General features: G+C 45.2%; 21 protein-coding genes and 1 pseudogene. 11 read left to right on the plus strand and 11 right to left on the minus strand.

Features of this window, described 5'->3' with window-relative positions; genetic code table 11:
- Window positions 1–8 precede the first annotated feature (8 nt).
- Window positions 9–725: a YjjG family noncanonical pyrimidine nucleotidase gene (locus AB4027_RS01965; protein WP_368645756.1), complete on the minus strand. Its 717-nt coding sequence runs from the start codon at window positions 723–725 to the stop codon at window positions 9–11.
- Between the two features lie 254 nt (window positions 726–979).
- On the opposite strand from AB4027_RS01965, the gene AB4027_RS01970 reads away from it, so the two are divergent.
- On the plus strand, window positions 980–1,840 hold the full coding sequence (locus AB4027_RS01970; RefSeq protein WP_368645757.1) for an NAD(P)H-binding protein: 861 nt from the start codon (window positions 980–982) through the stop codon (window positions 1,838–1,840).
- A gap of 499 nt (window positions 1,841–2,339) precedes the next feature.
- Here AB4027_RS01970 and AB4027_RS01975 read toward each other — a convergent pair whose 3' ends face one another.
- From AB4027_RS01975 to AB4027_RS01995, 5 genes are all read right to left on the minus strand, one after another.
- Window positions 2,340–2,843, minus strand: coding sequence for a hypothetical protein (locus AB4027_RS01975; protein WP_368645758.1), 504 nt, complete (start codon window positions 2,841–2,843; stop codon window positions 2,340–2,342).
- A 29-nt stretch (window positions 2,844–2,872) separates the two neighbouring features.
- Window positions 2,873–4,081, minus strand: a complete 1,209-nt coding sequence (locus AB4027_RS01980) for an NAD(P)/FAD-dependent oxidoreductase (RefSeq protein WP_368645759.1) — start codon at window positions 4,079–4,081, stop codon at window positions 2,873–2,875.
- 33 nt (window positions 4,082–4,114) lie between these two features.
- Window positions 4,115–4,912 (minus strand): SDR family NAD(P)-dependent oxidoreductase, encoded by a 798-nt coding sequence (locus AB4027_RS01985; protein WP_368645760.1) that lies wholly within the window; start codon window positions 4,910–4,912, stop codon window positions 4,115–4,117.
- Between the two features lie 228 nt (window positions 4,913–5,140).
- Window positions 5,141–5,521 carry a hypothetical protein gene (locus tag AB4027_RS01990; RefSeq protein WP_368646393.1) on the minus strand — a complete coding sequence of 127 codons (381 nt, stop codon included), beginning with the start codon at window positions 5,519–5,521 and terminating at the stop codon, window positions 5,141–5,143.
- A gap of 6 nt (window positions 5,522–5,527) precedes the next feature.
- The gene (locus AB4027_RS01995; protein ID WP_368645761.1) at window positions 5,528–6,043 is read right to left on the minus strand and encodes a helix-turn-helix domain-containing protein; all 516 of its coding nucleotides are present in this window, start codon (window positions 6,041–6,043) and stop codon (window positions 5,528–5,530) included.
- 263 nt (window positions 6,044–6,306) lie between these two features.
- On the opposite strand from AB4027_RS01995, the gene AB4027_RS02000 reads away from it, so the two are divergent.
- The 3 genes from AB4027_RS02000 to AB4027_RS02010 all read left to right on the plus strand — a co-directional run bounded on the left by AB4027_RS02000 (window position 6,307) and on the right by AB4027_RS02010 (window position 10,946).
- Complete coding sequence (locus AB4027_RS02000; RefSeq protein WP_368645762.1) at window positions 6,307–6,597, plus strand: hypothetical protein; 291 nt, start codon at window positions 6,307–6,309, stop codon at window positions 6,595–6,597.
- Window positions 6,598–6,947: 350 nt separating this feature from the next.
- Window positions 6,948–9,605, plus strand: coding sequence for a cation-transporting P-type ATPase (locus AB4027_RS02005; protein ID WP_368645763.1), 2,658 nt, complete (start codon window positions 6,948–6,950; stop codon window positions 9,603–9,605).
- Window positions 9,606–9,638: 33 nt separating this feature from the next.
- Complete coding sequence (locus AB4027_RS02010) at window positions 9,639–10,946, plus strand: flavin monoamine oxidase family protein (RefSeq protein ID WP_368645764.1); 1,308 nt, start codon at window positions 9,639–9,641, stop codon at window positions 10,944–10,946.
- A gap of 281 nt (window positions 10,947–11,227) precedes the next feature.
- Here the strand turns inward: AB4027_RS02010 and AB4027_RS02015 are convergent, their stop codons facing one another.
- Window positions 11,228–12,472, minus strand: a complete 1,245-nt coding sequence (locus tag AB4027_RS02015; RefSeq protein WP_368645765.1) for a dicarboxylate/amino acid:cation symporter — start codon at window positions 12,470–12,472, stop codon at window positions 11,228–11,230.
- Window positions 12,473–12,765: 293 nt separating this feature from the next.
- Here AB4027_RS02015 and AB4027_RS02020 point away from each other — a divergent pair, with 293 nt between their 5' ends.
- From AB4027_RS02020 to AB4027_RS02030, 3 genes are all read left to right on the plus strand, one after another.
- A complete protein-coding gene (locus AB4027_RS02020) occupies window positions 12,766–13,632 on the plus strand; it encodes an AAA family ATPase (RefSeq protein WP_368645766.1) in 867 nt (288 codons plus the stop codon).
- A 602-nt stretch (window positions 13,633–14,234) separates the two neighbouring features.
- Window positions 14,235–15,230: an LLM class flavin-dependent oxidoreductase gene (locus tag AB4027_RS02025; protein ID WP_368645767.1), complete on the plus strand. Its 996-nt coding sequence runs from the start codon at window positions 14,235–14,237 to the stop codon at window positions 15,228–15,230.
- Window positions 15,231–15,278: 48 nt separating this feature from the next.
- Window positions 15,279–16,232: a 2-hydroxyacid dehydrogenase gene (locus tag AB4027_RS02030; protein ID WP_368645768.1), complete on the plus strand. Its 954-nt coding sequence runs from the start codon at window positions 15,279–15,281 to the stop codon at window positions 16,230–16,232.
- Between the two features lie 797 nt (window positions 16,233–17,029).
- On the opposite strand, the pseudogene AB4027_RS02035 reads toward AB4027_RS02030, so the two are convergent.
- Window positions 17,030–17,760: pseudogene (locus tag AB4027_RS02035) on the minus strand (RimK family alpha-L-glutamate ligase).
- Between the two features lie 612 nt (window positions 17,761–18,372).
- Window positions 18,373–19,560 (minus strand): M20 family metallopeptidase, encoded by a 1,188-nt coding sequence (locus AB4027_RS02040; protein WP_368645769.1) that lies wholly within the window; start codon window positions 19,558–19,560, stop codon window positions 18,373–18,375.
- A 133-nt stretch (window positions 19,561–19,693) separates the two neighbouring features.
- Between AB4027_RS02040 and AB4027_RS02045 the strand changes: the two genes are divergently transcribed.
- Window positions 19,694–20,548, plus strand: a complete 855-nt coding sequence (locus AB4027_RS02045; protein ID WP_368645770.1) for an aldo/keto reductase — start codon at window positions 19,694–19,696, stop codon at window positions 20,546–20,548.
- A gap of 23 nt (window positions 20,549–20,571) precedes the next feature.
- On the plus strand, window positions 20,572–20,943 hold the full coding sequence (locus AB4027_RS02050) for a YccF domain-containing protein (protein ID WP_368645771.1): 372 nt from the start codon (window positions 20,572–20,574) through the stop codon (window positions 20,941–20,943).
- A 25-nt stretch (window positions 20,944–20,968) separates the two neighbouring features.
- Here AB4027_RS02050 and AB4027_RS02055 read toward each other — a convergent pair whose 3' ends face one another.
- Both AB4027_RS02055 and AB4027_RS02060 read right to left on the minus strand, forming a co-directional pair.
- Window positions 20,969–21,586: an alpha/beta hydrolase gene (locus AB4027_RS02055; protein WP_368645772.1), complete on the minus strand. Its 618-nt coding sequence runs from the start codon at window positions 21,584–21,586 to the stop codon at window positions 20,969–20,971.
- 13 nt (window positions 21,587–21,599) lie between these two features.
- The gene (locus AB4027_RS02060; protein WP_368645773.1) at window positions 21,600–22,523 is read right to left on the minus strand and encodes a ring-cleaving dioxygenase; all 924 of its coding nucleotides are present in this window, start codon (window positions 22,521–22,523) and stop codon (window positions 21,600–21,602) included.
- A gap of 142 nt (window positions 22,524–22,665) precedes the next feature.
- On the opposite strand from AB4027_RS02060, the gene AB4027_RS02065 reads away from it, so the two are divergent.
- Entirely contained in the window at window positions 22,666–23,184 is a 519-nt protein-coding gene (locus AB4027_RS02065; protein ID WP_368645774.1) for a DNA topology modulation protein, read from the plus strand.
- Window position 23,185: 1 nt separating this feature from the next.
- A complete protein-coding gene (locus AB4027_RS02070) occupies window positions 23,186–24,169 on the plus strand; it encodes an NAD(P)H-quinone oxidoreductase (protein WP_368645775.1) in 984 nt (327 codons plus the stop codon).
- Window positions 24,170–24,221: the final 52 nt, after the last annotated feature.

A 24,221-nucleotide genomic window follows, 5' to 3' on the forward strand; every position in this document is an offset into this window, starting at 1 on the left:
GGTAGGGATCAAACGGAGCGAGTGATTCCTCGTTTTAAATTGAACAGGTGGAGTAATTCAAGCAGACTGGTGATCGTATAGGTGCTCTGTGCCTGTTCACCAGAGACCGACACTTCAGCATAGTTGTACCAGACACTGTCTATCCCGGCGTTATTAGCGCCTTTGATATCCGAAGTGAGACTGTCCCCGACCATCAGGAATTCCTCTTTAGTGTGGGCGTTTAAGGTATCAAAAATATGATGGAAGAAGTGAGGGTCTGGTTTTTCGACACCGATGTCTTCAGAAATAAAGACCTCTTCGAAAAAGTGCGTGATTCCGGCGCCTTTCATCCGCTGCCACTGGGTTTTCGCGACACCGTTCGATCCGGCATAAAGCTTGTAGCCATTGTTTTTAAGGACGGTCATCAGCTCATGGGCATGTTCCATCATTTTATAGCCTTCGCCAAGATGTTCACTGAAATAGGCATCCACTTTTTTGCCATCCACCTTTATATCGAACGTTTCAAGGAACAGGGCGAAACGACTGGAAAAAAGCTCTTCCCGTGTAATGATCCCCTGCTCGAGCTTCCGCCATAAGCCGTGGTTGATGTCTTTATATGTCTGAACCGTTTCCTTTGTATAAGGAAGGTCATACATCTCTATGACTCTTTTCAGAGACTTTTCCTCGGTATCTGAAAAATCGAGTATCGTGTTATCTAAATCAAAAATTATTTTTTTATATCTCATGGATCCTATCATCCTCATCCGCTTTGTCATGAAAAATTTATTCCATTATACCTATTCTATCTATCTGTGCCACTAAATTCAAATAGTTTTTAACTTGGCAGGCTGGGTCAGAACAGCTTCGTTCTTTCTGGGTCCTTACAAAGGTAGGTCAGAGAAGAGGATACCCGTATTTCTGTCTATTCTGTAAGGTTTGTCTTATACTGTAGGGTAACAAAGGGTTCCAGTACAACGATGTTTGATGAAAGGAGAAAATTATGCGTTATACCATTACAGGAGCAACGGGACGTTTAGGCAAAGCAGTCATGACCGTTGCTTTAAATAGCTTACCGGCTAAAGAACTGCGGGTCTCTGTCCGCAATGTCGATAAAGCTGAAGAGTATAAAAAACAGGGAGTGGAGGTGAAGAAAGCAGATTACCGGGAAAAATCAGAACTGGTTTCGGCCTGGGAGGATACCGATGTCCTGATCTATATCCCAAGCATCGTTCACCCAAGTTATGAGCGGCTGCCGGAAATCGAGAATGTGGTCACGGCGGCAGAGGAAGCAGAGGTAAAGCAGTTCATTTTTGTCAGTTTCTATGCAGACCAGGAGAACAACCCGTTCCAGATGAGTCCGTTTTACGGGTACGCCAGCAGACGTCTGGCCAGCTCGTCGCTTTCTTATACGGTTATAAAAAATGCGATGTACGCGGATCCACTGGTCAGTTATCTGCCTGAACTGATCGAACGGAAAAATGTCGTCTATCCTGTCCCGCATGAAAAAGTCAGCTACATTTCAAGAGAAGACAGTGCCAAGGCGATCGTGGAAGTGGCAGGAGATGCCACACTTCAGAACAGGACGTACACGTTAACTCAGGACCGTTCTTACACAATGAGGGAACTGGCAGATACGCTCAGCGATGTGTCGAGAAAGAAAATCGGTTTTGAGCCTCTGACGCTTGAGGAGTTCGCAGAAACGTATGATGAACCGGAAGGCTTTGGTGCGTTGCTGGCCTCTATGTATAAAGCAGCCAATCTGGGTCTTTTGGATATCGTAACGGATGACTTCCGGACCATAACAGGAAGAAAAGCGGAATCCCTGGTCAGTTATTTGAACCGTCACTATTCAAAGAGTTAGAGCTTGAGTGGAATTTGAATCGATCGGTAAAAGGATGGGGCTCCCATCCTTTTTTATTTAGGAGAACAAGGCGTGCCTTTCGCGAGCGGGAAGCTGTGCTGGAGGTCACGCAATCGGTTGGCGCGTGCCCTTCGCGAGCAGAAAATCGGCCTGGAGGGCACGCAAAGAGTCCGCGCGTGCCCTTCGCGAACAGAAAGTCGGGCTGGAGGGCACGCAATGAGGTCGCGCGTGCCTTTCACGACCAGAAAGTCGAGCTGGAGGTCACGCAAATAGTCCGCGCGTGCCCTTCGCGATCAGCAAATCGGGCTGGAGGGCTCGGAATCGATTCGCGCGTGCCTTTCGCGGTCAGCAAATCGGGCTGGAGGGCACGGAATTAGTCCGCGCGTGCCTTTCGCGATCAGAGAACCTACTTGAAAGGCACAGAATCTATGCTGAAGCACCTATAAAATGAAAAAGAAAGAAGCCAGCCGGCTTCTTTCTTCAAATTGGAAATAGTAAATTATAGTGAACGGTTAGGTCCGTTATCTAGTGGTGTCTCATTCGGATTCTTCATACTGTCGGAATAGCCGATCGCATCATTGGAACGGTTGTTGGAAGGGTCCGTGTTGCTGTTTCTGACGTCTTCCAGTAACTCGGCATCGTCCGTGTAGGAGCCTTCTTCAGAGGTCAGTCCAGAATCATCGTCGGTATATGCTCGGTCGGCCTGTAAAGGATTGATGTCAGGAGACTGTTCCTTCGATTCACCTTTGTCTTCAGTCACCTGAACGACGAAACGCCCGTCTTCCAGATCCTCCATATGCTTGCCTAATTCTTTCTTATCCTGATCAGTCAGATCTGAAATCTGTTTCACGGTGATATCAACGGCTTTCAGCTGTTCTTCCTGATGTGCCTTACTGCTGATGAGTATGATCGCATCAGCATCGTAACCGCGCATGATCAGTGTGTCCACAGCGCGCAGGGCATCTTCCACTTTGGCATAACTGCCTTCGACATGTGTATTCATTAGTTTGTCCTCCTCATATATTGTTTCGTTTAAGAGTCGTCAGCTGTATCACGAATGAGTCCGCGTAAATCATCAGGGGTCTCTGGTGGATTCTTAAGCACGTTTCTTACTTTATCCAGATCGGGTTCCACGTTCCATGTCAGGATACCCACCGGTTTTCCTTCTTTAAGATAATAAGCCACTTTGCCGTCATCGACATGATCGATAAAGATATGCAGCTCCGGATCGAGTGTACCGATGGCTTTCCATGAAATATCAAAAACTTTTGAATAGAAGTAAGGGGTATAGTCATAAGATTCGCCGGCACCGGCCATACTTTTTCCGACTGCTGTCCCTGATTTGCGGGCATGATCGACGTGTTCGATACGGTGTCGACCTAAAATCGGATCCGGATAAGCTGAGATATCTCCGGCCGCATAAATGTCAGGGTCCGACGTACGGAAGTATTCGTCAACGATGACCCCGTCTTCGACATCCAGGCCGGCTTCTTCTGCCAGGGAGAGACGTGGTTTGACGCCCAGACCTAAAACGAGGGCATCGCCTTCCACAGTTTCTCCGTTCTCCAGTTCAAGGACCAGTTTACCGTCGTCTTTCGTATAAGAATCGGCCCGGCAGTCATTCATCAATCTGACGCCGGCTCTCCGGTAACTGTCTTCATACTCTTTTGCCAGTTCAAGTGGAAAGCGTGTGTCGCCCAGGACCTGCTGCGGATAGATGAGAGTGACTTCGGTATTGTTCAGTTTCAGGTTGGCTGCCAGCTCTGTTCCGATATAACTGCCGCCGACTACGATGACGTGCTGGTTGTCTCCTGAGACGTCTCTCAACTTGCGGTAGTCTTCAAATGAACGGAAGGCGATGACGCGGTCGTCTTCTGGTCCGTCCAGTGTCTGTGGTTCACCGCCAGTGACTAATAGCAGCTTACCGTACGTGTAGGACTTGCCGTCCTCAGTGGTGACAGATTTGTTTTGCCGGTCGATAGTCGTCACCACCGTTTCGAGTATGACGTCTGCATCTGTTTCTTCGGCTGTGTCGAAAGGGACATCGTCAACGGTAAACGCGTCATCTGTCCATATTTTTTTCGTTAAAGCCGGACGGGTGTACGGTCCGTCCTGGTCAGAAGAGAGGATACCGATGGAGCCTTTTTTATCCACTTCCCTGATGCCTTCTGCGGCATATCCGGCAGCGATCCCGCCACCGATAAATAAGTAGTCATAATAGTTTTCGCTGGATAAAGTCATTAACTGATCTCTCCTTTAAAAATAAATGAAGTATTATATCGTCGCAACGGATCCGCCGTCTACGCGGTAATTGGCTCCATTGACGAATGAGGCTTTTTCTGAACATAAAAAGGTGATGACGGCAGCCACTTCTTCGGTCTGACCGCGGCGCTTCAATTCAATATGGGGGCGTTCTTCGTCTAAGAAAGAATCGACAGCTTCGTCAAAAGAAACCTTTTTCTCTTCCGACCGCTTCTGCATCATTCTGTCTGTCATAGGCGTTTCGATAAATGCCGGTGAGACCGTATTGACGAGCAGTCCTTCCTTGGCATACGAACGGGACAGCCCTTTGGCAAAGGATAAGACCGCCGCTTTGGCACTGTCGTAAGGCAGTTCGTTGTCATAAGGCTGAACTGCATTCTCTGAAGAAATAAAGATAAGCCGTCCCCAGCCACCTTCTCTCAAATCGGGAAGGAATTCTCTGGCGATACGTACAGGGCCGTGCAGGTTCTGCTCGATGGTATAGACCCAGTCGTCATCCGAGAGCGTATGGAACAGTCCCTGAGCCCCCGTGACACCTGCATTCTGAACTAAAATATCGATACTGCCCAGACTCTTTTTGATGTATTCATGTAACTGCTTAAGAGATTCGAGACTTCTGATGTCTGATGGGAAATACAGCAGTCTGTCATTTTCGGTCAGTTCCATGGCAGCTTGTTTCAAGTCTTCCTCATCTAGATCAGTCATCACGACCGTTGCGCCTTCTTCTAAAAGGACCCGGGTCGTCTCTTTACCGATCCCTGAAGCAGCTCCTGTGACTAATGCGACTTTGTCTTTTAAACCTAATTCCATAGCGCCTCTCCTTTCATGGATTGCTTAAATATTTCGAAATCTATTCGATCCTTGTTACTTTAAAGAGTACTATTCATACTGAAAAACTTCAATTAATAGCTATTGTAAAGCTGTTTCAGGGTAGGCAAGATCACACGGTTCTAAATAATCGAACCCGTTTCGGGATGAAAAAAAGACCAGACGATTAGGTCTGATCCTGCAATAAATAACGTTATAGTTGTCGATCCGTTAATTACTTTTCAAGTCTACATATCCATATGGATTATAGACAGCCTTGGGATTTTTACGCGTGCCTTCCACATAATCCTCCCGGTCCATGATTTCAAACATTTCTATAGCCGAGTTGAATGCATTCTCACTGTCTTCTGAAAACCCGTCACCTTTCAGGCACATCCCTTTTCGTACTAGAGCAGCACCTAAAACAATGATCTGGTATTCTTTTTTGCTTTCAGTGATCAAGTGGTCAACATAGACCATGGCCCGCTTGTATTGACCATTATCGATCAGTATACAGGCGATATTGGATAAAATAGAAAGTCTGAGATCATCTGCTTCCTGAAATGACTTATATTCCTGAAGGTCTGCCAGTGCTTTGTTCGTTAGTGAAATAGCTGTTTAGATTTCAAAGAAATAGAGCACTCTATTTAAAAGATGATATTCAGCAAGGTACATCTTATCGAGTGTTTTCAAGCGGTCCCAAACTTTACCAGCGTACATCTGTGCTTTCTTCAGATCGTGATCGTTCAGAAGTGCCCAGTAACCTAAGGATACATTGAGGATATCCTGAACCATGTGATCTGGACGTTTTTGGAGTAAGTCGTTGGAAGCTTTTATCAAATTCTGAATATAAGGGGTTGAAGGGGACTGGGTCATATTTTTGAATAAATATAGAATATGCTCTTTTTCGTTTAAATTATAACCATTCAAAATAAAGGAGAACTCATCCACTGACATATCCATATGGTCGAGGATCGCAAAAAACTTGACGATATTCGGATTGATTTCATCATTCTCTACCTTAGTATAGTTGGATCCCGACATTTTACCGTCCGCGATGTCTTCCTGGGTATAGCCTTTGTTCATACGGATCGTTTTCAGCGTCTGACCAAAATGATAGTATATATTATCCATTTGTATTCTCCTTAATAGAGCATGAGTGAATATTAAATCAGAAATGAATAATTTAATATGCGGAATAGTTGATTTATAGGGCTCTTAAAATTATCGCTACTGTAAATTATACAGTAAGGAGATGCTTTACTAACATTTGGGTAATATTTGAACATATATTAAAATAGTTACAAAATCGTGGTATCATGTTACTAATTTAACAATGGGATATACAAATAAGTTGAGTTGTTGTTTTTTTTTACTATTCTGATGGGGTGACATGAATGAAAGAAGAATCGAAAATAACGCTGCATCCGTTAAAATCTCTGATGATCGTGTTGATCGGGACGGAGAAAGTGATCACTTTAACTGTGGATGAGAATGATTTAGTGATGAATGCGGATGGTGAGATAGACTGTCCGATGGAGACAACGTTAAGAAAGAATAAAATTACTGCCGAGACTATGAATCAGTGGGGAATCGAAAGCGTTCGATTAGTGGAGATGACGAGTGAGAAAGAGAAGGTACTGTATGATTTTGAACCGGAAGTGGTTTTAGATTTGTTACAAATTTAACACAGATGAGTGAGAATAGATAGTTATTCGATGTGATATAAGTCGCAGCAAATAACTATAACTTATATAACTTGAGTGCAGATACACTTTATTATCTGCGCTCTTTTTGTGTCTAACAAAAGGAATCCAAGAACAAAGAGCAGATACTTTTACAAGCGTCCAGACAAGATATCAGAGTTTTCAGTATGTTATTCTATATGTAAGAGGATTCTGGACGAACTAGTCAGTAACTCGTGTGTATGCAATAATCATGATGTGACTGAATGGCAGAATCAGCTGGGATACAGGCAAAGTAAGAAACAGTATGAATGACTCAAGAAATTCTATAATCTCATAAAGAAGGGGACCTTATGGCTGACATAAAATGGTTTACATTAAGCGAAGAAGAAGTCGAGCAGGAACTTGAGACGGATAAAGAAACCGGGCTAAGCGAAAATGAAAGTGAAGAACGAAAAGATAAGTACGGCTTGAATAAACTGCCTGAGGGTGAACAGACACCGGAATGGGTCAAGTTTCTGAGGCAGTTCAATGACATCCTGATATATATTCTACTGGCCGCCGCTGTCGTTACCTTTATATTGGAACAGTATATCGATACCTCTGTCATCCTTTTAGTCGCTATCGTGAATGGCGTCATTGGTTATGTTCAGGAAAGCAAGGCCGAAAAAGCGCTGGAAGGAATCAAAAACATGCTGTCTCTGGAAGCGATGGTTCTGAGGGACAAACAGAAAGCAGAAGTGGATTCCACAGAAATCGTTCCCGGAGATATCGTCCTTTTGAAATCCGGTGACAAAGTCCCAGCTGATATAAGGCTGTTTGAAGAGGATAAGCTGAAAGTGGAAGAATCACCACTGACAGGGGAATCGACATCTGTTGAGAAACAGACGGAGAAACTGGACGAAGATACCCCGCTGGGGGACCGGTCAAACATGGTTTTCTCTGGAACAACGGTATCTTCTGGAACAGCAAGAGGCATTGTCGTTGAAACAGGGGAATCCACTGAAATAGGGCAGATCAACCGCTCCATGAATGAAGTAGAAGAAATCAAGACACCGCTGCTCAGGCAGACAGATAAATTCGGCAAGACGATTTCAGTCGTCATCCTTGTGCTGGCTGTCCTTTTATTTATCGCCGGCATGCTGATCCATGATTATGAATGGGGAGAGCTTTTACTTTCGGTCATCAGTCTGACTGTCGCGTCCATCCCGGAAGGTCTGCCGGCCATCCTGACGATCATTCTGGCGCTTGGGGTGCAGTCGATGGCAGACAAGAATGCGATCATGCGCACGCTGCCGTCGGTCGAAACCTTAGGCGCCGTGACAGTCATCTGTTCAGATAAGACAGGGACCCTGACGAAAAATGAAATGACTGTCCAGTCAGTTGTGACGAGAGACAAAGCTTACTCCGTGACTGGTCTGGGTTATGAACCTGAAGGCGAGATATTAAATGAAAAGGAAGAAGCCGTCGATGTGGCAGAAGAAAATGATTTGAAAGAACTTCTGACAGCGGCAAAAACAATCAATGAAGCAGATATATATCAGAAAGACGACCAGTGGGAAGTAAGAGGCGATCCGACAGAAGGCTGCCTGATCACACTGGCTGAAAAATCAAACGTAGACATTGAGGCTCTTGATATCCAGTCAAAAATACCTTTTGATTCAGAATATAAATATATGGCAGGGTTAGTGGAAGAGAGCAATTTGAAAAAAATCTATATCAAAGGGGCACCTGACCGGTTGTTTGATATGGCAGACATCGATTCAGAAGAACGTGAATACTGGGAAGAGCGGGTGAGCGAGCGTTCGAAAAAAGGCGAGCGTGTCCTGGCTGTAGGAGTGAAAGAAGTTTCAAAATCAACTGATCGTATCGATCATGATGATGTCCAGTCCGGCATCACGCTGCTGGGTCTGACAGGAATCATCGATCCGCCGCGGGAAGAAGTGATCGAAGCAATAAAAGTCTGTAAAGAAGCTGGTATTCAGGTTAAAATGATAACAGGCGATCACAAAGAAACGGCGCTGGCGATCGCAAAGGAATTAGGTATTACAGATCAGGATAAAGTAACAGAAGGTCGTGAACTGGAGGACATGTCGGAAGAGGAGATCCAGTCACTGGTAGAAGAAGTGGATGTTTTTGCCAGGACGAGTCCGCAGAACAAACTTCAGTTAGTTGAAGCTCTCCAGAGTAATGGCCATGTAAGTGCGATGACTGGTGACGGTGTAAACGATGCGCCGGCACTGAAACGTGCAGATATCGGTGTCGCTATGGGGATAAAGGGAACGGAAGTAGCCAAGGAAGCGTCTGAAATGGTCTTGGCAGACGATGACTTCTCCACCATTGTCAACGCTGTAAGAGAAGGCCGTCGGGTGTACGATAACCTGAAGAAAACCATCCTTTTCATCTTGCCGACTAATGGGGCTGAAGCGCTTCTTGTAATGGCTGCTCTGCTGATAGGTATAGAAATGCCGCTGACTCCGGTTCAGATCCTCTATGTCAATATGATCACAGCCGTAACGATCGCGCTGGCACTGGCTTTTGAGCCTCTTGAAAAAGGAACGATGTCCAAGCCGCCAAGAAATCCGAATGAGCGGCTGTTGAGTCCTTATTATGTGTTTCGAATCATTTTTGTCTCGGTGCTTATAGGTGGAACCATTATGTGGATCAATCAGGGACTGCTGGCAGGGTATGACCGTGAACACTTGAATACCATCACGCTTCATTCGCTGGTGTTTGCTCAGCTGTTTCATTTATTCAATGTCAGAAACGAGCGACACTTCAGTCTGAATGATCAGTTTTTCAACAACGCGGCTGCCTTTTTAGTATCTGGTTTACTGATCGTCTTCCAGTTGCTGGTGACTTATGTGCCGTTTCTGTCTAATGCGCTTGGACTGTATCCAATCGACCTGTATGACTGGGTATATCCCGTATTGGTCGGTTTCAGCGTATTTGTCGTCGTTGAAATCGAAAAATTCATTACACACAACATTTTAAAAAGAAATAAAGGTTAGGGAACGATATATCAGAAAGTGGGGAACAGTGACATGATGGAAAATCAGGTGTCCGAATATGATGTGATAATTGTTGGTGCGGGGTTGGCAGGGTTATCTGCAGCGAAAGTCCTGCATGAAGAAGGTAAAAGCTATATGATCCTTGAAGCAACGGAACGTCCAGGTGGAAAGGTCTATTCCAAAACTTCAGAAGATACGTCCCGTTACTTTGAGCTGGGTGCCCAGTTCATCAATAAAAAGATGACCGAAATAGTTAAACTCATAGAAGAAACGGGAATGACACTTACCAGGAATGAGGGAACACAAAGCAGTATAGTTATCAGTGACAAGAGCAAAGAACTCATTAATCTGGATTTTAGTGACATCACAGATACCCTGGGAGCCATTTCAGGTGAACACTTTGACTCAAAACCGCTTGACCAGGTACTTGAAAAGCATATCAGCCAGAAAAGAAAGCGTCAGATCCTGAAAAGTTTTATAGCTGCAGAAACGACTGTGAACAGCAGATATATCAATGCAGAGGCTATGAAAAATCTGGTCAGTCGGGTCACCACCACGACCAGCGGTTTGGAATATCAAGCCTCAGATCCGCTTTCAAATGTCATCAAATATTTGGAGACACTCAATAAAGATGCCATTCACTACCTTGAACCTGTAGCGAAAGTTAAGGAAACTAAATCAGGCTACACCCTGAAAACCAAAAACAAAGCAAAATATCATGCAAAAGCCATTATTATGGCGGTGCCGCCTACAGCAGCGTCAAGGATCACATTCAATACCACCATTGCCGATCATTATAGGCCTTATCTGGAAAGTTATACTGACGGTGCTGTAATTAAGATGACGTTTGTCTATGACACACCTTTCTGGCGAGAGAGAGACATCAAAGATAAGAAAAAGAGTATCTACGGTGTTATTTATAGTGCCCATGAAGGTGTCAACTTGATGGATTCTTCAAAAGAGAGTGGAGAAAATCGACTGACTCTGTTTATTGGTGGCGACAAAGCGAAGGAGCTTGCCGATGTGCCGATCGAGGTGAAAGAATTTTATGCCAGAGAGCGACTGATAGAAGTATTAGGAGAAGATGCAGAGCACTACAAAGATTATGAAATCAGTGAGTGGCAGCATTCTCCTTATTACGGTGGCGGATATGGGGCGATCATCCATCATCATGGCATTCCGGATGCGAATAAGACGTTAAGGGAACCCCATCGAAATATGGTGTTTGCCAGCACGGAACTGGCCTTTGATTTCCCTCTCTTCATGGAAGGTGCTGTTCGGTCCGGGCAATATGCCGCAAAACGACTGCTTGAAAAAATGAGTGAGAACGTAACGGAATAGAGTTTGAACATAAGAAAAAGGAGCTGGGACATAAAGTCTCAGCTCCTTTGGCGTTTCCGGAATTTTTTGATAAATGCGCTGTGCGAAAAAAGCAACCCCGCGGTCCGTAGAAGTGGTGTGAATAGACGTTTAGTGACCAGTTTATGCTGTGACTTCTCAGTAAGTGGTTGTTGTATGAGGTCATCGATCGGCAGAATGCATTTCTTTCTATAATCGTTTTAAAAAGAAAAAGGCTGGGATTTATCCCAGCCTCATTCCTTCTTGCTTAAGCAATTATTAGATCAGTTGTTGATAGGGGGGACGACTTCACCCTCTGATTCAACGGCTTCTTTCAGGATATATTTTCCGTAAATTTTGTCGATCACAAGTGCAATGGCATTGTCGCCGGAAACATTGGCGGCAGTACCGAAGCTGTCCTGTGTGATATAAAGAGAAATAAGCAGGTTACCTAATGAACCGGTGGGGTCAATGCCGACCATGTAAACAAAGGGTAAAGCACTCATGACGGCTCCACCTGGTGCGCCCGGTGCTGCAACTAAGGCCACACCTAATGTAGCAATAAAGGCAGCCATCATACCGAAACTGTGTGTCATGTCGAACATCAGGAGGACGGCTGTCACACAAGATGTGATCGTTACGACACTTCCCATAAGATGGATCGTTGCACTCAATGGAATAACAAATTCTCTGATTTCCTTAGACACACCGTTCTTGCGCGCACATTCCATATTGACAGGGATAGTAGCGGCAGAAGACTGTGTGCCCAAAGCTGTAAAGTAACCAGGGATCTGATTTCTGAGTAAAGTGATCGGGTTCTTGCCAGTATACAGACCTGCGAAAATGAACAGCAATGTGACAAGCAGGAGCTGAAGGCCGATAACGACGATGAAGACTCTCCAGAAAACGGATAGCAGAGAGAAGACAGAACCGCTGTAGCTTAAGTTTAAGAAGTTACCGAAAATGTAGAAGGGTAAACCTGGAATAATAATAGCTGACAAAATTTGAGTGATTATGGCACCAAATTCAGAGAAGAAGTTATACATGACTTCGCCTTTTTTCTCTTTACGCAGCCAGGAGATAAAGACCCCGAACAGGAAGGCAAAGACGATGGCAGAAGTAACGCTGAACAGTGGTTCAAGCGGAAGGTCGAATAGCGGTTCTAGGGCTGTTCCTTCCGTCTGCACCGTTTCCCTTACAGAGGCATCGATGAAGAGCGGGAATAGATTGGAAGCTAACAGATACGCAATGAACCCACCGATCAGTGTATTTGAATAAGCCATTAGAGCATTAAGGCCGAGTAATTTTCCGGCACCATCTGTCAGATCAGAAATACCCTTGACAACAAAGCCGACGATCATTAAAGGAATAATAAAGGCTAATAAACGACTGAATAAGGCTGAAAATGTAACGGGGATCTGAAGAATGAAATCAGGTATAAAGGTCAACTGCCCCACCAGGACCCCCAGACCAATAGCGATGAGTAACTTTGGAACTAAACCAACTGTAAATTTCTTTCGTTTTTCCATTGTATCTCCTCCAATTTTTATCCGTTTAATTGATAAACAGATTGTGTGATTTTTTACAGTATACTACATTAAGCTAGAATAAGATATAACAAATTATATTTTTATTTAAAAAATTATTGCAGGTTTTTATACGCTTTGTTAGCGCATCCAATGCTTGTTTTGCTTGGTATGACAACATTAGAATAGGATGTGAAGTAAATGTGTATACGCTTACGTGGCGTTGGCGTAATTGACTGGAAAAATGAAAGATAGTCCATTATAATTTAATAGAAGGGCAAGAAAGGAAGCTGATCATGTACTTAAAATCTATAAGTTTTCCTGATCAAGAAACAGAGTTTGATTTTTTTATGGGCATCAAACGGAAAGTATATAATACATATTATCCTTTTCAGGTCCTATCAAAAAAAGATCTGAGTCGACTAGATCTGGCACCCGTTACGATCTTGTATGGAGGAAATGGCTCGGGAAAAACAACCGTATTGAATATTATCGCTGAGAAAATCGGAGCTTGCCGTGATGCACGCTATAATAAATCCAGTTTCTTTCCGGCCTATCTGGACTTCTGTTCCGTTGAACACACCTTTAATGAACCCTCAAAAAAACGGATCATTACCAGTGACGATGTGTTTGATTATATCCTCACGCTGCGTTCAGTCAACGAGGGGATCGACGAGAAAAGAGAAGAGATGTTTGATGAGTACCTTGAAGCAAAGTTTGCGACATTCCAGTTGAAGTCTCTGGATGATTATGACGAGTTGAAAAAGATGACCGAAGCCCGCCGGAAAACCCAGTCCAGATATGTCAGAGAACATCTAATGAGTAACGTGCGTGAACAGTCCAATGGGGAAAGTGCCTTCCGCTATTTTATCGAAAAGATGGACGAGAATGGCCTGTATCTCCTGGATGAGCCCGAGAACAGCCTGTCCCCGGACAAACAGCTGGAACTGAAACAGTTCATTGAAGATTCTGCCCGATTTTTCGGCTGTCAGTTTATCATATCAACCCATTCGCCTTTTCTGCTTTCTCTGGAAGAAGCTAAAGTCTACGACCTGGACTCGGAACCTGTATCTGTCAGAAAGTGGACGGAGCTGGAGCACGTGAGGGACTATTATGAATTTTTCAGGAAGCATAAAGCGTCTTTTGAAGTGGAAGATCAGTAAGGAAAAGTCTCCTGTGACGGAGACTTTTTTCATTTATCCAGAGCAGTTATCTCTTATCCATATTTTTGGAGTATGTAGAGACTACTGGCTGACTATAAAATGAAGAGTGTGTAGTAGACATATGCATAATGACCGCTGAGTCAAAATTCAGTATGAGCCGGTCCTGTATGGCAGGTATAGTGACTGGTCAGAAAACAAAGGGGAATCAGTTTGCCTTAAAAGTAGGGAATAGTGACCTCTGGAGGGAGGCTGTTTTTGGGGCAGCTAAAACGCCCTTCAAAGGAATGCTCAAAAATAAAAGGCACGTGGGCAGGCGCTACCTTAGCTTTTTAGGATCGACTGATCGAAAAGAAAAGTTTGAGATTGCCTTACTACTCCAATTTAGCATCGGCTCATCCATGGAACGTAACGAGTAGTAAGAACTGATTTAATTAGGGACGACTCAACATGTCAAGGGGTTTCAGCAGATGAAACGGATATTCGATCTTCAAGACAGAATACCCATTTCCTCAAACAGATGAAGGAATAATTGAATCAGTAGGATACCTGCTCCTTAAAATGATATAGTAGGGATAATGAAGATGGAAAGGAAGACGATAGACATGAGATTAAGTGTACTGGATCAGGCACCGATAACGAGCGGTAATACAGCTCAAGGTGCGCTGGAAAAAGCGGTGGAACTTGCTCAGCTCACAGAAGAGTTGGGGTATTACCGTATGTGGATAGCTGAGCATCATGGGAGTTCCAGCTTTGCCAGTGCGGCTCCTGAAGTCGTAGTGGCGTATCTGGCAGCTAAAACAGATCACATCCGCTTAGGTACGGGTGGAACCATGATGATGCATTATTCACCTTTGAAAATGGCTGAAGTTTTCAAAACATTGAGTGCTCTGGCGCCCGGACGGATCGATTATGGGGTCGGGCGGGCTCCCGGCGGTGACCAGAATGCGATCTATGCACTGGCTCAGGGAAATGATCCGGATTTTGACCGTTTATATGAGAAGCTGGATGTGGCCCTAGACTTGATCAAAGATGAGATCCCTAAAGAAACGTTATACAAAAAGACGCCTGCTTCACCTCAAAATGTGACCTTACCCGAAGCCTGGCTCTTGGGTTCAAGCGGCAACAGCGCGATTCAGGCAGGACAGAAGGGGCTTGGCTATTCCTTTGCCCAGTTCTTCATGCTTGGTGCGATGCGAAAAGAAATTTTTGACTTATACAGACAACGGTTCGTGCCGTCCGAATTCATGGAAAAGCCGGAAATCAGTGTTGCGTATCTGGTGACCGTAGCTGAAACGACAGAAGAAGCCGAATTTCAGGCCAAACCGCAGGACATTGCCCGGATCCGTCTTGGACAGGGCCGCATGTCGCCGTTGATGACACCTGAAGAAGCACGTGACTACCCACTGACGGAGGACGAAAAGGAAACGATTCAGACGAACCGCGAGATCCATCTAGTGGGGACGGCCAAAGAAGTCGCTGAAAAACTGTATCAGGATCAGGAAAGATACGGCTTTCAGGAAGCGATGATCTGCAGTATCGCTCATTCACAGGAACAGCGTCTGAATGCGTATAAACTTCTGGCCGAAGAAATGCTTTAAACGATACACTTTTTATAGATAAAGAATCGATACGAAAGGAAGAAGAGCATGAAAGTCGCTTTACTGGAACCATTGAGAGTACCAAAAGATATGATCGATAAATTGGCTCGACCCATTAAAAATGCAGGTCACGACTTTATTTACTATGAAGAGAAAACAACGGATCCTGATGAACTTTTGAAACGCAGTCAGGATGCCGTTGTGGTGATGATCGCCAACAATCCGTATCCGAAAGAAGTCGTGGCTAAGCTGAAAGAGACCAAACTGATCAACGTTGCTTTTACTGGTGTGGATCATGTCGCACGAGAGACGGCTAAAGAGAAAGGCATTAAAGTTGCCAATGCGGCCGGGTATTCTGACCAGTCAGTGGCTGAGCTGGTCATCGGTCTGACGCTGGACGTGTACCGTTCCATCTCTCAAGGCGACAAGGATATTAGAAAAGAATCGTTTCCCGGAATGATCCAGGGAAGAGAGATCAATGGCAAGACTGTAGGCATCATTGGGACGGGTAATATCGGACTGAAGACAGCTGAACTGTTCAAAGCCTTTGGCGCCAACCTGATCGGATACAACCGCACGAAAAAAGAGGCAGCGAAAGATTTAGGGCTGGAGTATCTGCCGCTAGAAGATGTCCTTGCACAAAGTGACATCGTTTCTGTCCATTTACCGATGAATGAGGAAACAAGAAACTTCCTGTCCAAAGAAAAACTGGAAAAAATGAAGGACTCAGCCGTACTCATCAACTGTGCGCGGGGACCGATCATTGATAACGCAGCTTTAGCGGATCTTTTGAATGAAGGAAAGCTGGCAGGTGCCGGTATCGATGTCTTCGATATGGAGCCGCCGCTTCCAGAAGATTATCCGCTGCTGAATGTTAAAAACGCCGTATTGACACCGCATGTCGCCTATCTGACAGATAAAGCTATGGTCATGCGTGCTGAAATCGCCTTTGACAACACACTGGCTTATTTGAAAGGACGACCACAGAATATAATTGATTAATAAAGAGGATACCGGAACGAAATCCCAGTATCTTTCCTTATTTCTGCTTTGAAAAAGCACACGTTTAGCTTTTATGTGCCCTTCGTGACTTTGTCTGTAGCGTGAAGGGCACGCAAATAGGCTTTAAGTGCCCTTCGTGACTTTGTCTGTAGCGTGAAGGGCACACAAATAGGCTTTAAGTGCCCTTCGTGACTTTGTCTGTAGCGTGAAGGGCACACAAATAGGTTTTAAGTGCCCTTCGTGACTTTGTCTGTAGCGTGAAGGGCACGCAAATAGGCTTTAAGTGCCCTTCGTGACTTCGATTGTAGCGTGAAGGGCACACAAATAGGCTTTAAGTGCCCTTCGTGTCTTTGTCTGTAGCGTGAAGGGCACGCAAATAGGCTTTAAGTGCCCTTCGTGACTTCGATTGTAGCGTGAAGGGCACGCAAATAGGCTTTAAGTGCCCTTCGTGACTTTGTCTGTAGCGTGAAGGGCACGCAAATAGGCTTTAAGTGCCCTTCGTGACTTCGATTGTAGCGTGAAGGGCACACAAATAGGCTTTATGTGCCCTTCGTGTCTTTGTCTGTAGCGTGAAGGGCACGCAAATAGGCTTTAAGTGCCCTTCGACTCATCTATTATCATGCAAAGGGAACATAATAAAAGTTTATGTAATTTTTAACGAATCATAAGAACTCATACACGAAAAAGAGAGAAAGATTCTAGTGAAAAAATAGAAAAAGCTGTGTCAATTTGTATAAACCAACAAAATGACACAGCTTTTTATGATCTGACATTATTTGTGGGACAACGACTGGAGTTTAAATACGATTAAGTTCTCTTTTCAGATACTTTGCCAACTCGAGCATGGCATGCTGGCCGGCTGCTGTTTCAGCATCGTCATTGTAGTTCGTATTGGTATTGACGTCATACGTATAAATATCGCCATTTTCATCAATAATGAATTCCAGTGCGGCTACATCGATGTTCTGGTTTTTCAGGAACGTTTCGTATCGTTCGATCTGGTCTTCAGGCAGTCGGTCGATGATCGTGAATTTACTTTCCTCAGAAATCACTTCGCCATCCGGTCCGATCTGGCAGACGTCAGCCGGACACCCAGTCCTTTACCGGCGCGGTTATGTTTGATGATAAAGGGGAACTCGTCCAGTTTTTCTGCAGCTTTCAGTATGTTTTCCTTTCCGACAGCACCGATGGTTTTGGGCGTTCTGATTCCGGCTTTCTCAAGGGCAAGATATTGTTTCAGCTTGCTGACTTCCAGCTCGACTGCGCCTGTTCCATTGATGACGCGAGCGCCTTTCTGCTCCAGCCAGGATAAAACCTGGTCAGTCAGTTCGGGAGCATAACGGTTGCCTCTCGTGTGAGACGAGGCACTCATGCGGTTATAGTAGATACCGTCTTCCGGCATATTTTGTATATCAAGAAGTCCTTTGGATAAGTCCCAGTCTTCATAGGGAACATCGAGTTCTTCCAGTCGTTTGATCAGATGTTTTGTCCAGTCCATGTTTTCATGTATAATATAAACTTTTTTCATATTTACAAAATCTCCTTCGAAGTATTTTATTGGTTGTTATATAATGGGCAACTTAATTGTAAACAATATATAGTGTATAATACACCGTTTGATATTTAAAGAGTGAGGGTAGAGATATATGTTTTGAAGCAGCAAATTTATTCGGTTATTTTCTCTCTTCTATATTAAAGGATGCAAAACGAACACCTTCGACACTTAGGAAGTCGATGGCAGGCGGAACCTACCGAAGTTCATCAAGTTCGGTAGGTTCCATTATCAGATAGACGGCTAACTGTCGAAGATGCCGTGGATTCGACAGTTAGAAAATAAAGTTTTGATTTAAACTGCCGAATAAAGCTAAGTTCGGTAGTTAGGATCACCGTGATCATTTTTAACTGTCGAACATAGTTATACTTCGGTAATTAGGAGACATCAACTTATCTCAAAGTGTCGAACTCATCTCTATTCAGTAGATTCGATGCATGAAAGTCCAGCAAACTACCGAATAGATCAAATAAATACCGAAAGATGCTGACGGCGGATTGATCCAAGTCATGTAGCTACATTTAAAAATTGATGACTACAAAAAAGCTCTCAAACATGACGTTTGAGAGCTTTTGATTTATGAAGGATTCATCCCAGATAGGAAGCGACGGCTGCGGCCATGGCCTTGGCGCTGATGAGCAGGCTGCGTTCATCGATTTCGAATTTAGGATGATGGTGCGGAAAGCCTTCCTTACCTTCAGGCTTGGCACCGACATAAATGAACGTTCCGGGTTTTTCCTGAAGATAATAGGCAAAGTCTTCCGAAGGAGCGATCGGTCCTGTTTCCAGAACGGCGTTGATTTCAGGTATATTTGCCTGTTCGATCGCTTCTTTTACTTTCAAGGTGACTTCTTCGTCATTGACAAGGACTGGGTAGTCATTCACATAATCCAGCTTAGCTTGGACACCATACATAGACTCGATCCCTTTGGCGATTTTTTTAACTTCGTCTTCGACAAGTGCTCTGGATTCAGTTGAAAGTGTGCGGACGTCCCCTTCGAGTTCCACCGCATCCTTAATGATATTGAACTGCCCTTTACCGTCGAATGAACCGATCGTGACCACGGCAGAATCAAAGGGATCGACGCGGCGGCTGACGATCGTCTGAACATTCATCACGAAGGCACTGGCGGCAACGATGGCATCATTAGCGGTGTGTGGGATGGCACCATGACCGCCTTTTCCCTGAATTTTCAGTGTGAATTTTGCACGCCCGGTCTGAGTCTGTCCGCTCCGGTAATAAACGTTTCCGGTTTCCATAGCCGACATCAAGTGAACGCCTAGGACAGCATCCACGCCGTTCAAAACACCAGCTTCGACCATGCTTTTTGCACCGCCCGGCGGCATTTCTTCTGCTGGCTGATGGATGATCCTGACTGAGCCATTCAATTGGTCTTTCATTTCGGCTAATGTTTCAGCAAGGATAAGCATATAGGCTGTGTGTCCATCGTGACCACAGGCATGCATGACACCTTTGTTCTGGGAAGCGAAAGGCAGGTTGGTTTCTTCCTGAATGGGAAGGGCATCGAAGTCGGCACGTAAAGCAAGTCGTGGACCGGGCTTTCCGCCTTTAATATTTACAACCACCCCGCGGTTCCCACCGAAATCTGTTTCGATGCTGTCGACAGGGACATTCTTATAAAAATCTTTTAAATAAGCGGCTGTCTGTTCTTCCTGGAATGACAGTTCGGGATGTGCGTGAAGATAGCGTCTTACTTCAATAAGCCGATCCTGCTTTGCCTCCAGTTTTTTTGTCAGTTCATCAATTAATGACATATTTCTTCCTCCCTGTAAATTCTATTAGATGTTTGAATGGTGTTAATAGGATAGAATCTTTATCTATAGTATACTAGTTATAGATAGACTTTGCACAAATCAAGTCAGGATTCAGGAAGCGGAGGGAATTGGAATGGAAAATGTAACTTTAGCCAATGGACTTAAAATGCCGGTGTTGGGGTTTGGCATGTGGCAGAACACGAATGAAGATGAAGCCGTTAAATCGGTGTTAAAAGCAATAGAAGTCGGTTTTCGTCATATTGACAATGCGGCCGCCTATCAGAATGAAGAACTAGTAGGGAAGGCACTCAGAGAAAGTGGATTTCCCAGAGAACAACTCTTTTTAACAAGTAAACTAAGAAATGCGGCCCATGGATATGAAAATGTGAGACGAGAAGTGGAAGAGTCACTGAAAAAAATGGATACAGATTACCTGGATCTCTACTTGATTCACTGGCCTGTTGTCGAAGGACATGGTGAAGACTGGGCTGAAGATAATCGAGAAACGTGGAAAGCCATGGAAGAACTTTATAAAGAAGGGAAACTAAAAGCGATCGGTGTCAGCAATTTTTCCATCAACCATTTAGAAAATCTGGTCAGCCATGCGGAAGTTAAACCAATGGTGAATCAGCTGCTGATTCACCCCGGGGTCACACAGGATGAAGTGAGAGACTACTGCAGGGAGCAGGGGATCGTCGTTCAGGCTTATTCCCCGCTGAACCCTTTAAGTGTTCTGAGAAAAGAGGATCGGGTGCGAGAAATGCTTCAGAAGTACGACAAAACGATGGCTCAGATCCTGTTGCGTTTCTGTCTGGATCTAGACACCGTACCCTTGACGAAGTCGGCACATATGTACCGGATCGAAGAAAATTTTGATGTCTTCGACTTCGAGCTGGATGAAAAGGATTTTGAGTATTTGTATCAGTGGCAGCACTCGGATTTTCAGGAGTCAGATAATCAGAACGAGCGTCCACCACAGATCAGTTGATTTAATATGAAAGGAAGAAGAGTTTGAAATTATTGGGTAATATCGTGTGGTTTGTTTTTGGCGGATTTATCAGCTTTTTTACCTGGCTGATCTTAGGGGTGCTCTGGTCGATCACGATTGTGGGCTTGCCGATCGGGAGGCAGTGCTTTAAATTCTCGACGATGGCGGCAGCGCCCTTCGGAAAGGATATCGAATTCGGACACGGGGGCGTTTCCTTTATGTTCAATGTCCTGTGGCTCGTGCTTGGCGGTTTTGCCTTGGTGGTCGAAGAAGTGACGATGGGTGCAGCGTTCTGTCTGACTATCGTCGGCATTCCATTCGGGCTCCAGCATTTTAAGCAGGCTAAACTCGCCCTGCTGCCTTTTGGAGCGCGTATCGTCAGAATAGGACAGTAAGTTGAATAAAAGAAAAAATCGCCTGTTAATCCAGGCGATTTTTGTTGTTTCTATACCAGTCGGCTGCGGCATCGATCTCTGTGCCAGTCAGCTGATGGCCATGATTTTCCCAATGTAAGGTGACGTCGGCGCCTGCTTCAGAGAGCAGCTGCTCGAGTTCTTCTGATTCTTCCGCCGGACAAATCGGGTCGTTCTTTCCGGCTCCGATAAAGACAGGTCGATCCTTTAAATCAGGCAGCGACAGTCCTCTCAAGGGGACCATGGGATGGTGGAGGATGGCACCGGCCAGGGCATCACTGTAATGGAAGAGCAGGCTTCCGGCGATGTTGGCTCCATTTGAATAGCCGACAGCAACAACTTTACTGCGGTCAAAATCGTATTCATCTGCTGCATCATCCAGAAAGTCTTTCAGTTCGTGGGTCCTGAATTTCAGGTCTTCTTCATCGAAGACCCCAGGTCTCAGACGCTTGAAATAGCGGGACATGCCGTTCTCATTGATGTTTCCTCTGACACTCAGCACATTGGCTTCTAGATCTACATGTTCTGCTAATGGAAGCAGGTCCTCTTCAGATCCGCCTGTCCCATGGAGCAGCAGCAGGGTGGTATTCGTCAAGTCTGAGCCTTTTTTAAATAGGTGTTTCATGTATGGTCACTCCTTAATGGTTTAGTGGGATGAGGGTTTTCTCTAATTCTTCTCTTTTTGCTTCATAGTGTTCCGGTAGTTTGAGCGATTCACCGAGGTGATCGGCTTCTTCATCTATAGTGAAACCGGGTGTATCACTGGCGATCTCAAACAGGATATGGCCGTTTTCGCGGAAATAAAGGGATTTAAAGTAATGGCGATCTTTGATCTCTGTCACCTGCTGGTCAAAGGCGGAGACATACGTATGCCAGTCTTTATGGTCAGCCTCGTTTTGGGCGCGCCAGGCGATGTGATGCACGGTCCCTACACCTATCTGCCCAAGCGGTTGGGCTTCTTTTTGTACATCGATAAGGTTGCCGATATCTCCAGTGGCTTTAAGGCGAATGAACTGCTCATTTTCATGAGTTTGTCGCAGTCCTAAGGTTCCGGTCAGGGTTTTAATGGTTTCTTCCGGTTCGGTGGAATACAGTATAGCACCGCCGAATCCTTTGATGGCTACATCAGGATGGACGCCGTCATTCGACCAGCTGTTCAGTGGCCCTTCTTCGCGCTCAACGAGTTCGAGTTTCAAGCCGTGGGGATCTTCGAACTGAAGGTAGGTCTCACCGAATCGACTTGTTTTATTGAAAGGCACAGCTTTATGGATCAGGCGGGTTTCCCAGAATCCAAGGCTGCCGGTCGGAATGGCATAAGTAGTGATTCCGACTTGCCCTCCGCCGATGCGCCCGTGTTCTGAATCTGGCCATGGGAAAAAGGTGACAAGGGATCCCGGCTGTGCTTTTTCATTGCCAAAGTATAAGTGATAGGTTTTTGGATCATCGAAATTGACTGTTTTTTTGACTAATCGGAGTCCAAGAACTTTTGAGTAAAAATCGACATTCTCCTGCGGATGTCCGACGATCGCTGTAATATGGTGGATACCAGGCGTTTGTTTCATTAGGGTAATCGTCCTCCTTTTATCTCGAATTCGAAGTGGTTTAAGTATACCAAACCCTTACTTTTTGTCAACGATACTGAAAATGAGTATGATTAGGGAAAGGATTCCAACTTTAGTATACTGGATAAGAGAGGTGGTTTCATTGGAGAAGATCGCGATCATCGGTTCATCTGGTTCAGGCAAGTCGACGCTGGCTAGACGTCTGGGAGAGCTGACCGGCTTGCCCGTTTATCATCTGGATGTGCTGCACTGGAAGCCGAACTGGGAAATGACGTCTAAGGAAGAACAGCGTGTCATCCAAACAGACCTGGTTAAACGGCCCGAGTGGATCATTGACGGCAATTACGGAGGGACGCTGGATATCCGGCTCGATGCGGCCGATATGAACATATTTCTGGATTTTAAACGTACGTTGTGCCTCTATCGTGTCATGAAACGCGCCTTGCAGTACCGGAACAAGCGGCGTCCGGATATGTGTGAAGGAAATAAAGAACATGTTGATCTGGATTTTTATAAATGGATCTGGCATTTTCCTGAAGACCAGCGGCCGGGAATCTTAGAGAAGCTTGACAGGGTTCCCAGTGACAAAAAAGTGGTCTGGCTACATACACCTAAAGACGTTGAAGATTTTATAAATAAAGTGAAAGAAAAGGATGAGTGAAATGAAAGCATGGAGCATTGAAAAACCAGGAGGCAGAGAAGTCCTGAAGCAGATAGAAGTGGAAAAACCAGTACCGAAACAAGGAGAGTTGCTTATAGAAGTGAAAGCGGCCGGTATCAACCGTACCGATACACTGACCCGGCAGAATACAGGCCTGAGTAGACCCTATCCGATTCTAGGCATCGAAGTCAGTGGAGTGGTCGCAGAAAACCAGTCGACGGATCCTGATTTGAATGCAGGGACCCGGGTGTGCGGACTAGTCAACCATGGGGGATACGGTGAATATGTCATCATGCCGGCTGACCGGGCCATGATTTTACCAGATGAACTAACTTTTGAAGAAGGGGCGGCGATCCCGGAAGTTTTTCTGACAGCCTATCAGACCCTTTACTGGCTGGGTGAACTGGAAGAAAAAGAGAAGATTCTGATCCATGCGGCAGGGAGCGGAGTCGGAACAGCAGCCATACAACTCGCCAGTCAGCTGAGTCAGGCAACGATTTTTGCAACAGCCGGTCACCCTGAGAAACTGGAGAAGGCGAAAGAGCTGGGGGCGCATGTGTTAGTCAACTATAAGGAAGAATCTTTTGACGAGCGCGTGAATGAAGTGACCGAAGGAGCCGGAGTAGATGTCATTTTAGACTTCATCGGTGCCTCATATTGGGTGATGAACTTGGAAAGCTGTGCGGTGGATGCCCGGTGGGTCCTTATTGGGACGCTTGGCGGAAGTGAAGTGGCTGAAGTGTCGTTAGGCGACTTGATGAAAAAACGGATTGCGCTCAAAGGGACGCTGCTTACCCCACGCAGTGATGCGTATAAAGCTCAGCTTTCTAAGGAATTCGCAGAAATCGCCATGCCGCTCTTTAAGGAAAAGCAACTTAAACCGGTCATCCATACGGTTATTCCTTTTAAAGAGCTGCCGGAAGCGTATCGCATCATGGAAGACAATGAAAATACGGGAAAAATCATTTTGAAGGTAAGTGATTAAACTAATTTTACTGTGTCTTAGTGGATTCACTGGGCTGTGAGCGGTATCATTA

The organism is Alkalibacterium putridalgicola (assembly GCF_040959045.1).
GTDB lineage: Bacteria > Bacillota > Bacilli > Lactobacillales > Carnobacteriaceae_A > Alkalibacterium > Alkalibacterium putridalgicola.

Bases quoted from the DNA above. Each gene is read 5' to 3' on its own strand.
- AB4027_RS02015 (WP_368645765.1), bottom strand. From the start codon at position 12,472: ATGGAAAAACGAAAGAAATTTACAGTTGGTTTAGTTCCAAAGTTACTC.
- AB4027_RS01965 (WP_368645756.1), bottom strand. From the start codon at position 725: ATGAGATATAAAAAAATAATTTTTGATTTAGATAACACGATACTCGAT.
- AB4027_RS02070 (WP_368645775.1), top strand. From the start codon at position 23,186: ATGAAAGCATGGAGCATTGAAAAACCAGGAGGCAGAGAAGTCCTGAAG.
- AB4027_RS01980 (WP_368645759.1), bottom strand. From the start codon at position 4,081: ATGACTTTATCCAGCGAAAACTATTATGACTACTTATTTATCGGTGGC.
- AB4027_RS02045 (WP_368645770.1), top strand. From the start codon at position 19,694: ATGGAAAATGTAACTTTAGCCAATGGACTTAAAATGCCGGTGTTGGGG.
- AB4027_RS01970 (WP_368645757.1), top strand. From the start codon at position 980: ATGCGTTATACCATTACAGGAGCAACGGGACGTTTAGGCAAAGCAGTC.
- AB4027_RS02060 (WP_368645773.1), bottom strand. From the start codon at position 22,523: ATGAAACAAACGCCTGGTATCCACCATATTACAGCGATCGTCGGACAT.
- AB4027_RS01985 (WP_368645760.1), bottom strand. From the start codon at position 4,912: ATGGAATTAGGTTTAAAAGACAAAGTCGCATTAGTCACAGGAGCTGCT.
- AB4027_RS02040 (WP_368645769.1), bottom strand. From the start codon at position 19,560: ATGTCATTAATTGATGAACTGACAAAAAAACTGGAGGCAAAGCAGGAT.
- AB4027_RS02055 (WP_368645772.1), bottom strand. From the start codon at position 21,586: ATGAAACACCTATTTAAAAAAGGCTCAGACTTGACGAATACCACCCTG.
- AB4027_RS02005 (WP_368645763.1), top strand. From the start codon at position 6,948: ATGGCTGACATAAAATGGTTTACATTAAGCGAAGAAGAAGTCGAGCAG.
- AB4027_RS01995 (WP_368645761.1), bottom strand. From the start codon at position 6,043: ATGGATAATATATACTATCATTTTGGTCAGACGCTGAAAACGATCCGT.
- AB4027_RS02030 (WP_368645768.1), top strand. From the start codon at position 15,279: ATGAAAGTCGCTTTACTGGAACCATTGAGAGTACCAAAAGATATGATC.
- AB4027_RS02020 (WP_368645766.1), top strand. From the start codon at position 12,766: ATGTACTTAAAATCTATAAGTTTTCCTGATCAAGAAACAGAGTTTGAT.
- AB4027_RS02000 (WP_368645762.1), top strand. From the start codon at position 6,307: ATGAAAGAAGAATCGAAAATAACGCTGCATCCGTTAAAATCTCTGATG.
- AB4027_RS02010 (WP_368645764.1), top strand. From the start codon at position 9,639: ATGATGGAAAATCAGGTGTCCGAATATGATGTGATAATTGTTGGTGCG.
- AB4027_RS02025 (WP_368645767.1), top strand. From the start codon at position 14,235: ATGAGATTAAGTGTACTGGATCAGGCACCGATAACGAGCGGTAATACA.
- AB4027_RS01975 (WP_368645758.1), bottom strand. From the start codon at position 2,843: ATGAATACACATGTCGAAGGCAGTTATGCCAAAGTGGAAGATGCCCTG.